The organism is Stenotrophomonas sp. 169 (assembly GCF_014621775.1).
Taxonomy (GTDB): domain Bacteria; phylum Pseudomonadota; class Gammaproteobacteria; order Xanthomonadales; family Xanthomonadaceae; genus Stenotrophomonas.
On record NZ_CP061204.1, the window covers coordinates 4,144,211 to 4,157,065 of the forward strand.

Below are 12,855 nucleotides of genomic sequence, written 5' to 3' on the forward strand. Positions count from 1 at the left end.
TGCCGATTCCGGCAACCCTCGTCGCGGACAACCTCTATCGCGCCGCAGGTGAGCGCTTGGCAGTGGTAATGCTGCGCCGCGTTCGTTCACACTCGGGCACTTGTCGTTCCCAGTCACCACGAGGCCTGCATGTCTTTGCTCCGGCGTAAATCCCTGGATACCGTCACCGTCCACGAAGCCGGAAGGCAGTTGGTCCGTACCCTGAGTTGGCCCCATCTGATCGCGCTGGGTATCGGGGCCATCGTGGGCACCGGCATCTACACGTTGATCGGCGTGGGCGCCAATCTGGCCGGCCCGGCCGTGTTGATCTCCTTCGCCATCGCCGGGGCCGTCTGTGCCTGTGCTGCGCTGGCGTACGCCGAGCTGGCCACGATGATGCCGGCTTCGGGCAGCGCCTACACCTACAGCTATGCCGCATTGGGGGAGATCTTCGCCTGGGTGGTGGGCTGGAGCCTGATCCTGGAGTACTCGCTGGTGGTGAGTACGGTGGCGGTCGGCTGGTCCGGCTACTTCGTCGGCTTCCTGGAATGGGTGCATACCCAGATGGGCATCGACATCCGCCTGCCGCTGGCACTGTCGGCCGGTCCGCACGTGGAAGGCGGCATGTTCAACCTGCCTGCGGTGCTGATCACCTGGGTCGTGGCCGGTGGCCTGATGCTGGGCACCAAGGAAAGCGCCACGCTCAACGCCGTGCTGGTGGTCTTGAAGATCATCGCGCTGGCAGTGTTCGTTGCGGTTGCATTGCCCGCCTTCGATACGGCCAACCTGCAGCCGTTCATGCCGTACGGTTTCGCCAAGTCGCTGGGCCCGGACGGGCTGGAGCGTGGCGTGATGGCGGCTGCCGCGATCATCTTCTTCGCCTTCTATGGCTTCGATGCGATCGCCACGGCGGCCGAAGAAACCAAGAACCCGGGGCGTGACCTGTCCATCGGCATCATCGGCTCGATGATCGGCTGCACCATCATCTACATGCTGGTGGCGCTGGCTGCCATCGGTGCCATGAGCTACGCGGTGTTTGGCAGCAGTGCCGAACCGCTGGCCCTGATCATGCGTCAGCTGGGCCACCCGACGGCCGCACTGCTCATCGGCGTGGTGGCCATCATCGCGCTGCCCACCGTGCTGCTGGCTTTCATGTTCGGCCAGAGCCGGGTGTTCTTCGTCATGGGCCGCGACGGCATGCTGCCGCGCAGCCTGTCCAACGTGAGCAAGCGCACGGGTACGCCGGTGGCGACCACGCTGTTCAGTGCCCTGCTGGTATCGGCGCTGGCCGGTGTGGCGCGGCTGGATGAAATCGCCGCGCTGGCCAACGCCGGCACGCTGGCCGCCTTCACCGCAGTGGGCATCTGCCTGGTGGTGCTGCGCCGCCGTGAACCCAACCGCGAGCGCAAGTTCCGCACGCCGCTGGCTTACGTGGTCGGTCCGGCCGCCGCACTGGGTTGCGTCTATCTGTTCTTCAGCCTGCCGCAGAGCACCCAGCTGTACTTCCTGATCTGGAACGTGATCGGCCTGGCGGTGTACTTCCTGTACAGCCGTCGGCACGCGCTGCTGGGCAGGTAGTGACGGCCGCTGGCCGTCAATCGGAGTGACGGCCAGCAGCCGTCACTCCCGTCTGGTCCGTCAGCGTTCGGCGTGGTCCTGCGCCTGCTGCATCACCCGCAGCAGGTTGCCGCCCCAGATGCCGGCAATCTGCTTTTCGTCATAGCCACGGCGCAGCAGCCAAGCGGTGATCTTCGGCAGGTCGCTGACATCGCGCAGGTCCGTCAATCCACCGCCACCGTCCCAGTCCAGGCCGATGCCCACGTGCCCAGGCCCGACGACCTCCAGGATGTGGCCCATGTGGGCGAAGAAGTCATCCAGGGTGGCGTGGCGCACCGGGTACTTCGCATCCAGGGCGTCTTCGCCGCGCTGCAGTTCAGCGCCCTGCGCGATGCTCATCGCTTCCCAACCGCCAAGGCGCTTGCTGAGCGCGTCTTCGGCGGCCTTGCGCTGCGGGCTCTTGCCGGGGTCCACCAGATAACCGCCGTAGGCGTTGACCTGTATCACCCCGCCCGCTTTGGCCAGCTGCCGCAGGCGCGTGTCGTCGAGGTTGCGCGGGTGGTCATGGATCGCTTTCGACGCACTGTGGGACAGCACGAACGGCACCGGCAACATCGCGATCAGCTGGTCGAATACCGCGTCGGAGGCGTGCGACTGATCGATCACGATGCCCTGCTTCACTGCATCCAGCACCAACGCCTTGCCCGCCGCGCTCAGTCCGTTCCACTCCGGGCCCTGCGGATTGGTGGCCGAGTCGGCGAATTCGTTGTTGGCGAAGTGCACGGTGCTGAGCATGCGCAGTCCGGCCTGGTGGTAGAAGCGCAGCAGTGAGGGATCGGCCACCAGCGGGCTGGCGTTTTCCATGCTGATGAACACTACGCGCTTGCCATCGGCCTTGATCCGCCGTGCGTCGGCCGGGGTGAGGGCCAGTTCGAAACGGTCAGCGTTGGCCGCCACCATGGTGCGGATCTCCAGCAGGCGCTGCAGGCCCGCATCGCGGTCGCGCAGATGGGCCGCGGCGGTGCGGTCGCCCTGACCGGTGTAGATCGCCCAGAACCCACCATCCAGCGCACCATCGACCATGCGCGGGTAATCCACCTGCGACAGGGCATTGTGATCGTGGCGGTTATCGATGTCGAAGCCATCGCGGGCGAAATTGGCCGGCGTATCCAGATGGCTGTCGAGCGTGAGCAGGCGCTGCTGCAGGGCTTTCGCGCGCTGCAGCTCCGCCGTGCTGAAGTCGATGGCCTGGGCGGACAGCGGCACGCTGAGCGCCAGGGCGAGCAACGGGGACAGGCGACGCAGGATCATGCGGGTCTCACCGGGAACGGGAAAACCCGACAGTAGCCTGCGCGTGACAACACCGGTAGAGCCGACTTCAGTCGGCTGCACCTCCCGTGCCCCCGGATACCGTCCGCCGAGCATGGCTCGGCGCTACCAACTGCTTGGATCAGCGGTTACAGCACCCGGCAGAACACGGCCTTCAGGTAGCGTGATTCCTGCACGTGCGCCATGAACGGGTGGTCAGGGCCGGCGCCGGACACCTTCAGGATCTGGATCGTGCGGCCGGAGTAGAACGCCGCGCGGCGCAGCATGTCCAGGAACTGATCTTCAGCCACCAGCCCGGTGCACGAGAACGTGGCGAACAGGCCACCGGGCTTCACCACCCCCAGCGCCAGCTTGTTCATGTCCAGGTACTTCTTGAGTGCGCTGATCACCTGGTCGCGGTCGCGGGTCATCTTCGCCGGGTCCAGGATCACCACGTCGTACTGCTCGCCGCGGTTGGCGGCATCCCGCAGCCACGGGAAGATGTCGGACTGCACGAACTTCGGCCGCACATTGTTGAGCTTGGCGTTGCCCTTGGCGATCTGGATCACGTCCTCGTCGATGTCGATGCCCACCACTTCACTGGCACCGCGCGCGGCGGCGTACACCGCAAACCCACCGGTGTTGCAGCACAGATCGAGCACGGTCTTGCCTTCGACGTGCTGGCTCAGCCACTCGCGGTTGTCGCGCTGGTCGGCAAAGAAGCCGGTCTTGTGCGCGCCGGCCGGATCGGCGCGGAACTTCACGCCGTACTCGGTGATCACCGAGGCTTCAGTGGTGGTGTTGCCGTGGAAGTCGAAGCTTTCCTGCTTCTGCACGTGCTCGTCGGCGAAGCTGTGGAAGCGGCAGCCCGGGAACTGTTCGCTCAGGGCTTCGTAGATCCACTCGCGATGGCGGAACATGCCGGCGGCGAAGAACTCCACCACCACCAGATCGCCATAGCGGTCCACCACCAGGCCGGACAGGCCGTCGCCTTCGCTGTGCACCACGCGCCAGGCATCGCTGACCGCATCCAGCTTCAACACATCGCGGCGCAGTTCCACGGCCTGGGCGATCTTGCGCGAGAACCAGCCCGCGTCGACCGGCACGCGTTCGTCGGTTTCCAGGATGCGCACCGCGATGCGCGAATGGCCGTTGTAGAAGCCGCGCCCGATGAAGTCACCCTCCACGCCGAAGACATCGACGATGGTCCCGGGCTTGGGCCGGACGGCCGGTTTTTCGACCAGTTTCTGGAAGATCCACGGGTGGCTGGAGCGCCAGGCATTCTTGAGACGGACAAAGGGGGCAGAGGTATTCATCGGTCCATTGTAATCGCTGCGGCAGGGGCGGCCGCGTTCGGGTAATGAAGGCCGCTGGCCCAGCAGCCTTCATCTGCGGTTGATTGACGCAGCGCCGTTATGCCCGCAGAATCGGCCGCAGAAGGGGAGTAGCTCCCAACGTTGTCGCCGTCAATTCGAGCCCGCAGGCTCCGGTGCAACGGCAGTCCCAGTACATCGGGGCTGCGAGCGAGACCTTCGCCGTACTGGCGAAGCTCTGTCCCTGGATCCCCTCCCGATCCTCCGTTGCAGACCCTCGCCGTCCGGCTTGAGATGTTTCCTTTTCTTAACGGACAAACCCATGCAGACGATCGGCAATTTGTGGTTATGGCTTGGCTTCGGCGCGGTGGTGATCATCGCGCTGCTCGTCGACCTCGTATTGATGCGCCACGGCGGCCCGCACAAGGTCACCTTCAAGGAAGCCCTGTGGTGGTCGATCGGCTGGGTGCTGCTCGCCCTGGCCTTCAACGGCGGCCTTTGGTACTACCTCAATGAGACCGCGGGCCAAGTGGTGGCCAACAAGGTCGGCCTCGAATTCCTGACCGGTTACCTGGTCGAAAAGGCGCTGGCAGTCGACAACATCTTCGTCTTCCTGATGATCATGGGCTACTTCGCGGTGCCCGAAGAGCAGCGGCAGAAGGTGCTGATCATCGGCATCCTGGGCGCGATCGTGCTGCGAACGATCATGATCTTCGCCGGTAGCGTGCTGATCACCCAGTTCCATTGGCTGCTCTACGTGTTCGGCGCCTTCCTGCTGTTCACGGGTTGGAAGATGTGGTTCTCTGCGGGCCAGGAGCCGGACCTGGAAAGCAACCCTGCCCTGCGCTGGATGCGCAAGCACCTGCGCCTGCTGCCGGACTATGCCGGCAACGCCATGAGCGTCATGCGTGACGGCAAGCGGTGGTACACCCCGTTGTTCGCGGTGCTGATCCTGATCGCGGTCACCGACGTCATCTTCGCGGTGGACAGCATCCCGGCGATCTTCGCCATCACCACCGACCCGTTCATCGTGCTCACCTCGAACGTGTTCGCGGTGCTGGGCCTGCGCGCGATGTTCTTCCTGCTGGCCGGCATGGCCGATCGCTTCCACCTGTTGCCGTATGGCTTGGCGCTGGTGCTGGGCTTCATCGGCATCAAGATGATGATCATCGACCTGTTCAAGATCCCGACCCCGATCTCGCTGGGCGTGGTTGCGCTGATCATCGCCATCACGGTGGTGCTGAGCCTGAAGATCCCGCCCAAGCACGACAAGGTGTGATCCCCCGCGTCGCCGGTCCTGCGGGGCCGGCAGCGCGCGCTGTTCTGACGGGTCGGCGGGGATTGTCCCGCCGGCCCGTTTTACTTTCCCACCCTGCCGGGGTTGGTTTCGCCCCGGCCACCGCCATTGCTTGGATATGAACGCCAACGCACCCGTGCCAGCCGGCAAGACCCCGGCCCCGCCTCCTGACCGCCTGCGCATCCTGCGCGCCTTCAACCTGAGCCTGGGAACGGTCGTGCTGCTGGTGGCGATCTTCGCCCTGCAGAGCTACTTCGATTGGCGGCCCTGGGCCGTCGCGCCACTCGACATCGCCGGCCTGCTGGGTTTGCTGGGTGCGCCGCTGCTGCACGCCTCTGTGGAACACGTGGCCGCCAACAGCGTGGCGCTGCTGATCCTGGGCACGCTGGCCGGCAGCGTGTACCCGAAGGCGACACTGCGCGCGCTGCCGCTGCTGTGGATCGGCTCGGGCATCGGTGCCTGGTTGCTGGGCGACCCCGGCAGCCTGCACTTGGGCGCAAGTGGCGTTACCCATGGCTTGATGTTCCTGCTGGCCAGCCTGGGCCTGCTGCGTCGTGACCGTGCCGCCATCGCCACCGGCCTGATCGGCATGCTGTTCTACGGCGGCATGTTGATGACGGTGCTGCCGCATACGCCGGGGGTGTCGTGGCAGTCGCACATGGGCGGAGCGTTCGCCGGCATCATCGCGGCGTTGCTGTTCCGCCACAGCGACCCGATGGCCGTACGGCCACGCTACAGCTGGGAAGACGAAGAAGAGTCCATCGAAGCCCTGCCCGACGACGAACTGGAGCCCCCCTCACCGCGCCAGGTGCCAGTGCTGTGGCAGCCGCGCGAGGGGAAAGACTACGTGGTGCTGCCGTTCCGCCGCCCGGGCCAGGACGACGCGCGCCAGGACTGACCCTGCTCCTGGGGTAACGCCGAGGCGTGCTCGGCGGGAGCTTTGCACGCGTTCCGATGGATTCCGCCGAGCGTGGCCCGGCGCTACCGTGCGACGTCAGGGGCCGTCGACGGCCTTACGGCCCAGTGCCGGATCATCGGTGAAGAATGCATCGATGCCGGTGGCCAGATAGGCCCGCATCTCCGCGACGGACCCCTCGTTGTTGCGAGCGTTCGGCTCACCGGTGCGCAGGTTCGCGGCAATGAAGGAGTTCTCTGGCCGGAAGGTATAGGGGATCACCATCAGCCCCGCCGCGTGCGCGTCGCGCACCACTGTGGTCGGCGCACCCAGCGCGCCCTTTGCGTCCAACGGAATGATCGAGCGCAGTTCCGGACCAATGCCGTCGGCGTAGGTGGCGATCTCTTTCAGGCCGGCCGGGGTCAGCATCTGCGCATAGGTCAGCGCGCCACCGGCCTTGGCGATGTCCGCGGGCTGCGCTTCGCCTTTCCAAGTCAACTGCAGCAGACGGATGTTGCTGCCACGTCCGATTTTCCCGCGCAGGTAGCGCAGGTTGGCGGTCTCGAACGACTGCAGCGTGACCGGCCCTACCTTGGTGTAGGGGTTGGCCTGCAGCGCGGCCAGCACCTTGTCCTCCATCGGCAGGCCGATGGACTGGAAGTAGCTGGGGTGCTTGATCTCCGGCACCAGGCCGATGCCCTTGTTCGCGCGCCCGGCCTGCTGCACCAGGAAGGCCAGGATCTCGTCGAAGGTGGCGATGCGGAACTGACCATCGAACGCGGTACTGCGCAGCGCCGGCAGGCGCTCGCGCACGTACAGCGTCTTCAGCTCGGCCAGGGTGAAGTCCTCGCTGAACCAGCCATCCACCTGCTGGCCATCGATCGTCTTGCGGGTGCGGCGGTCAGCGAACTCTTTGCGCGACGCGACGTCGGTCGTACCGCCGATCTCGTTCTCGTGGCGCGCCACCAGCACACCGTCCTTGGTCATGACCAGGTCGGGCTCTATGTAGTCGGCGCCATCGCTGATGGCCTGCGCATACGCGGCCAACGTGTGCTCGGGCAGCAAGGCACTGGCCCCACGGTGGGCATAGACCGATGCCTTGCCCGGTGCAGCTGAAGAAGTTTCGGCGCTCATGGCCACCGATGGTGCCACGGCCAGAGAGAGCAGCAACGCACAACCCCACGACTTCACAGACGTTCCCCTTGGATGATGAATGCGGCGAGTATGCGTCGGCAATATGACAGGGGGAGGTAGCGTGTCACCCGGCTTTGGTCGGACCGTCTGCAAGCTCCTTCTCTATCTGTTCGATGCTGGGGAGGCGTGTCTGCAGCGCTTCGGGCAACGGGCCCAACACGTGGTATTCCGCGATGCCCATGGGTTGCACGTTCTCACTCAGGGCGTACTCGGCCACCACTTTGTTGCGTTCCTTGCAGAGCAGGAGTCCAAGCGTTGGATTGTCGTCGGCTCGCTTGCGTTGCTGATTCACGGCGGTGAGATAGAAGCCCAGCTGCCCAAGATGCTCGGGTTTGAACTTGCCTGCCTTCAGCTCTACGACAACATAGCAGCGAAGGTGCAGGTGATAGAAAAGAAGGTCGATGAAGAACGCTTCGCCTGCGACTTCGAGGAGCACCTGCCTGCCTACGAAGTCAAAGCCGGCACCCAGCTCCAACAGGAAGTCCGTGGCATGTCGGACCAAGCCGTCTTCCAGTTCGCGCTCACTTGCCTCACGCCCTACCGCAAGGAAATCGAATCGGTAGGGATCCTTCAATGTTTCACGGGCAAGATCCGAATGCGGCTTGGGAAGACGCATCGCGAAGTTGGTGACGGCAGAGCCGGTGCGTTCGAGCAGTTTTCCTTCTATGTTCAGCACCAGCACGCTCCGCGACCAGTTGTGCTGTATGGCCTGGTTCGCGTACCAGACACGTTGTGGGGCAGTCGACAGCTTTTCCAGCAGAGTCAGTTGGTGATACCACGGTAATTGTGCAAGCACCTCTTGCACAAATGCAGGGTCCGGCCAGGCGTCGGCAAAGGCACGCATGTACTTGAGGTTTCGCGGCGAGAAGCCTTTGGCGTGGGGGAAGGCCAGCCTGAGATCATGGGCCAGGCGCTCGATGACCTTGCTCCCCCATCCCTGCCCGGACTGGCGGACGAGGATGTCCCGTCCCATCTCCCAGTAGAGCAGGACGAGCTCACGGTTGACGGCCAGCGCGGCGCGTTGCTGGGCAGAGTTGATGCGCTGTTTCAGCTCCTCCAGCCAATCGGCATAGCCTTCTGGCGGGACAATGAGGGAAACGGGATATGGGGTCATGGGCAGGCTTCCGGCGGTCACACCAGCGTGTGATGCGAGGAAGGGTCAGACCATGCGTCTATCTTCAACTGATCATCGTTCTTACTGAAGATTGCGGACGATTTCCTGTCGTCCGCTTATCGTCGGGTGTCGTGGTGCCTTTGGAAGGCAGCCGACTGAAGTCGGCTCTACCAGGCGGCCTACTTGCCGATGCAGAAGCTGGAGAAGATGCGGCCCAGCAGATCGTCCGCGCTCATCGCGCCGGTGATCTCGCCCAGGGCGTCGTGTGCCAGACGCAGCTCTTCCGCCGCCAGTTCCAGATGCTCGTGTGCCAGCTCGCCATCGGCCTGCAGCGCATGTTCCTGCGCGCGCTCGATGGCATCGACGTGGCGGGTACGCGCGGAGAACTCGCCGTCCACCTGTTCGCCGGCACCGGCGCTGGCGATCGAACGCAGCCGTGCGTGCAGGTCATCCAGACCGGCACCGGTGGCCGCTGAAACGAAGACGCGGTCCGCGTCGTTGCTGCCAGAACCCGGCGGCAACAGATCGGACTTGTTATGGATGTAGACCTTGTGCGGCACGCCCTGCAACGACGCACCGATGGCCGCTTCGCCCGCGGCGGGATCGCGCGCATCCAGCACGATCAATGCAAGATCGGTGCGTTCGATTTCGGCGCGTGCGCGTCGCATGCCTTCACGCTCGATCGCATCGCCGCCCTCGCGCAGGCCGGCCGTATCGACCAATGTGAGCTCCAGCCCGTCCAGGCGGATCGTCTCGCGCAGGGTGTCGCGGGTGGTGCCCGCAATGTCGGTGACGATCGCCCGTTCGCTACCGGCCAGCGCGTTGAGCAGCGAGCTCTTGCCGGCATTCGGCGGGCCGATCAGCACCGCATGCAGGCCGTCGCGCAGGCGGCGCCCACGTTCGGCATCGCGGCGCAGCAGCGACAGCGTTTCACGTGCCTGCAGCAGGCCGCGTCGCACCTGCTCACCGCCCAGCGTATCCAGCGGCTCATCGGCGAAATCAATGGCCGCTTCCACATGGATGCGCAGCCTCACCAACTGTTCTGCCACCTCATCTACGCGGCGCGAAAATACGCCGTCCAGGGAACGGCGCGCGGCGCGCGCGGCACGATGGTCGCCGGCCGCGATCAGGTCGGCGATGGCTTCGGCCTGGGCCAGGTCCAGCTTGCCGTTCAAGAACGCGCGTTCGCTGAACTCGCCCGGTCGCGCCTGACGCGCACCGAGTGCGATGCAACGTGCGACCAGTTGCTGCAGCACCACCGGGCTGCCATGTCCCTGCAGTTCCACCACTTCTTCGCCGGTGAAGCTGTTCGGTGCCGGGAACCACAGCACGATGCCATCGTCGATCACCTCGTTGTGCGCATCGCGCAGGCGCGCGTAGTGCGCATGGCGCGGCCGCAGCACCGGTGCGCCGAGCAGGTGGGCGATGGTCGCCGAGCGCGGCCCGGAAAGGCGCAGCATGCCCACGCCGCCGGCACCGGCAGCGGTGGCGATGGCAACGATGGTGTCGGTAGCAGTGGTATCCATGGCGTGCATTGTGCGGCGTTGCTTCACGGGGAGCCAGAAGCAGGAAACCCGCCTTTCGGCGGGTTCCTGTGTGGCTTACTTCTTGGTCGCGACGGCGGGGACCGGGTCGCCGCCATGGCGCTTGGTCATCCACCACTGCTGCAGCAGGCCCAGGCCACCGTTGACCACCCAGTACAGCACCAGGCCGGACGGCATGAAGGCCATCATGACGCCGAACACGATCGGCATCATCTGCATCATCTTCTGCTGCATCGGGTCCATGCCCGGTGCCGGCGTCAGCTTCTGCGTCGCCCACATCACCGCCACGTTGATCACCGGCAGGATGAAGTAAGGGTCACGCGCGGTCAGGTCCTGGATCCAGCCCAGCCAAGGGGCCTGGCGCAGTTCCACCGATTCGACCAGCACCCAGTACAGCGCGAAGAAGATCGGCATCTGGATGAGGATCGGCAGGCAGCCGCCCATCGGATTGATCTTTTCCTTCTTGTACAGCTCCATCATCGCGGTCTGGAACTTCTGGCGGTCATCGCCGTAGCGTTCCTTCAACTGCGCGATGCGCGGCTGGAAGCGACGCATTTTCGCACCGCTCTTGTACTGCACGGCCGACAACGGATACAGCACCATCTTCAGCAGCACCACCAGGCCGACAATCGCCCAGCCCCAGTTGTTGACCAGCTTGTGCACCTGGTTCAACACCCAGAACAGACCCTGGCCGATCACGGCCATCAGCGAGAAGCGGCTGTAATCGACGACACGGTCCAGGCCGGGCACGTCTTCCTTGGCGATCTGGCTGACCAGCTTCGGGCCGACCCACAGACGTGCTTCGCTGCTGACCTGCTGGCCAGGCGCGACGTTGAATGCCGGGCCGCGGGCTTCGATCTGGTCACGACCGTCATGCTGGGACAGCACGTAGTGGGCGACCTGATCCTTCTGCGGGATCCACGCGGTGAAGAAGTGGTGCTGCAGCATCGCCAGCCAGCCGCCGGTGATGTTCTGGTTCAGCGCGCCATCGTCCAGGTAATCCTTGAACGCACGACGCTGGTACTTCTTGTCGTTGTCGTACCAGGTGGCACCGTTGAAGCTGAAGGAGTCCGGGTTGGTCATGCTGCGCGACAGGATGGTCGGGCTGCGGTCCAGCGTCCGGTAGACATAGCCGCTCCACGGCGCCGCGCCGTTGTTGCGGACCACGTCCTTCACCTGCACCGCGTAATGGTTCCGCGACAGGGTCAGGGTGCGGTCGATGACCACGCCATTCGGGCCATTCCAGACAAACGGGACCTGCAGCTCGTTCTGGCCGTCGGCCAGCACGAAGTCGCGCTGCTCGCCCACCAGCTTGAAGCCTTCTGCGCCCGGCACCGGCACGCTCTTGTCTTCGCTGGCCCAGCCACTCACGGCGCTGTACGGGTGAACGGCATCTTCGGTCAGCAGCCGCACCGGCGGGCTGTTGTCGTCCTTGGTCTGCGGGAACTGCAGCAGCTCGGCATCCAGTACGCGGCCACCATCCAGCACCAGGCGCAGGACGTCGGTGGTGATGGTGATGCGCTGGCTGGCCGGCGCGGCCGTGGCCTGTGCCGTGGCGGCAGCCGGGGCACCATTGGCGCCGGGGACCTGCGCGCCGGGCACGCCGCCCGGGGTGGTGCCCGGCACAGCCTGCTGGGTTGCCGGGGCCGACGTCGTGGCGGCGGTGACCGGCGGGGCAGCCTTTTCACGGCCCCACTCCATCCACAGCAGCACGGCTACCATCAGCCAGGCAAAAATCAGGAAAATACGGGTCTGGTTCATCAGCGGACAGGCTCTGCGTTGCCGGGACGTGGTGCCGGCTCATTCGAAGAAGGCGATGCGACGCCGTCGGGAGGCGGCATTGTGCCGTCCAGGACCGGAGCGGGCAATGCACCAAGGCGACGCAACAGGCGCAGGAAGGCCTGACGGATCTCGTCGTTGCTGGCTGCGCGCGCCGCACTGCGGGCCACGACGACAACATCGCCTGGCTGCAGGTCGGCACGGCAATGACGCATGGCGTCGCGCAGGACGCGCTTGATCCGGTTACGCCCTACGGCGTGCGGATCCACCTTGCGTGAAACGGCCAGACCCATTCTGGCCGGCCGGTCTCCCGGCAGCCAGTGAAGGGTCATCAGCGGTTCGGACACCCGGCGGGCGCCGTTGAAGACCGTAGAATATTCGGCACGCGTGCGAACACGCGCAGAGCGAGGGAATCGCTTGCGCGGGTCGGCATTACTCACTATCGGAAGGATTGCGTCTGCCGCGGGAAGCGGCATGGCAATCAGGCGCTCAGGACTTTGCGGCCCTTGGCGCGGCGACGCGACAGGATCTTGCGGCCGTCTGCGGTCTTCATACGGGCACGAAAACCGTGGTCGCGCTTACGCTTGAGGTTGCTGGGCTGGAAAGTGCGCTTGGTGGCCATGTTGGGCCTCTCGTATGAAATGGACGGAAAGAACCGGCAATTCTGGAGGTCATACCCCCCTCAAGTCAAGCCCTTGTGACTACGTTATTTCATGGGGCTGTGCAATAGCTGTGGATGATTTTGTGAATAACTGGGGGACAACCATTCCAGAGCCTGCCGCGCGGTGGTAGTCTGAGTCATCCTTTTCCCCCTTTCCGGCCAGTCGGGACGGTGCTTTCCTGCGCCCTCCCCCGGCCCAAGATGATTATTGCCG

At 64.9% G+C, this 12,855-nt stretch carries 11 protein-coding genes; 3 read left to right on the plus strand and 8 right to left on the minus strand.

What is annotated here, in order from left to right; all coding sequences use genetic code 11:
* Window positions 1-129 precede the first annotated feature (129 nt).
* Complete coding sequence (locus tag ICJ04_RS18130) at window positions 130-1,557, plus strand: amino acid permease (RefSeq protein ID WP_188325532.1); 1,428 nt, start codon at window positions 130-132, stop codon at window positions 1,555-1,557.
* Window positions 1,558-1,617: 60 nt separating this feature from the next.
* On the opposite strand, the gene ICJ04_RS18135 is transcribed toward ICJ04_RS18130, so the two are convergent.
* Together ICJ04_RS18135 and ICJ04_RS18140 are read right to left on the minus strand one after the other, a co-directional pair.
* Complete coding sequence (locus ICJ04_RS18135; RefSeq protein ID WP_188325533.1) at window positions 1,618-2,847, minus strand: dipeptidase; 1,230 nt, start codon at window positions 2,845-2,847, stop codon at window positions 1,618-1,620.
* A gap of 146 nt (window positions 2,848-2,993) precedes the next feature.
* Complete coding sequence (locus ICJ04_RS18140) at window positions 2,994-4,160, minus strand: class I SAM-dependent rRNA methyltransferase (protein WP_188325534.1); 1,167 nt, start codon at window positions 4,158-4,160, stop codon at window positions 2,994-2,996.
* Window positions 4,161-4,479: 319 nt separating this feature from the next.
* On the opposite strand from ICJ04_RS18140, the gene ICJ04_RS18145 reads away from it, so the two are divergent.
* Both ICJ04_RS18145 and ICJ04_RS18150 read left to right on the plus strand, forming a co-directional pair.
* Window positions 4,480-5,436 (plus strand): TerC family protein, encoded by a 957-nt coding sequence (locus tag ICJ04_RS18145; RefSeq protein ID WP_188325535.1) that lies wholly within the window; start codon window positions 4,480-4,482, stop codon window positions 5,434-5,436.
* A gap of 136 nt (window positions 5,437-5,572) precedes the next feature.
* Entirely contained in the window at window positions 5,573-6,352 is a 780-nt protein-coding gene (locus tag ICJ04_RS18150) for a rhomboid family intramembrane serine protease (RefSeq protein WP_188325536.1), read from the plus strand.
* Between the two features lie 96 nt (window positions 6,353-6,448).
* Here ICJ04_RS18150 and ICJ04_RS18155 read toward each other — a convergent pair whose 3' ends face one another.
* From ICJ04_RS18155 to rpmH, 6 genes are all read right to left on the minus strand, one after another.
* A complete protein-coding gene (locus ICJ04_RS18155; RefSeq protein WP_188325537.1) occupies window positions 6,449-7,540 on the minus strand; it encodes a glycerophosphodiester phosphodiesterase in 1,092 nt (363 codons plus the stop codon).
* A 67-nt stretch (window positions 7,541-7,607) separates the two neighbouring features.
* On the minus strand, window positions 7,608-8,657 hold the full coding sequence (locus ICJ04_RS18160; RefSeq protein ID WP_188325538.1) for a PDDEXK nuclease domain-containing protein: 1,050 nt from the start codon (window positions 8,655-8,657) through the stop codon (window positions 7,608-7,610).
* A gap of 179 nt (window positions 8,658-8,836) precedes the next feature.
* The gene (gene mnmE / locus ICJ04_RS18165; RefSeq protein ID WP_188325539.1) at window positions 8,837-10,183 is read right to left on the minus strand and encodes a tRNA uridine-5-carboxymethylaminomethyl(34) synthesis GTPase MnmE; all 1,347 of its coding nucleotides are present in this window, start codon (window positions 10,181-10,183) and stop codon (window positions 8,837-8,839) included.
* A 75-nt stretch (window positions 10,184-10,258) separates the two neighbouring features.
* Window positions 10,259-11,962, minus strand: a complete 1,704-nt coding sequence (yidC, locus tag ICJ04_RS18170) for a membrane protein insertase YidC (protein WP_188325540.1) — start codon at window positions 11,960-11,962, stop codon at window positions 10,259-10,261.
* Complete coding sequence (gene rnpA / locus ICJ04_RS18175; RefSeq protein ID WP_188325541.1) at window positions 11,962-12,456, minus strand: ribonuclease P protein component; 495 nt, start codon at window positions 12,454-12,456, stop codon at window positions 11,962-11,964. The genes yidC and rnpA overlap by 1 nt, the downstream gene beginning before the upstream one ends.
* 5 nt (window positions 12,457-12,461) lie before the next feature.
* A complete protein-coding gene (gene rpmH, locus ICJ04_RS18180) occupies window positions 12,462-12,602 on the minus strand; it encodes a 50S ribosomal protein L34 (protein ID WP_006404565.1) in 141 nt (46 codons plus the stop codon).
* Between the last annotated feature and the right edge of the window lie 253 nt (window positions 12,603-12,855).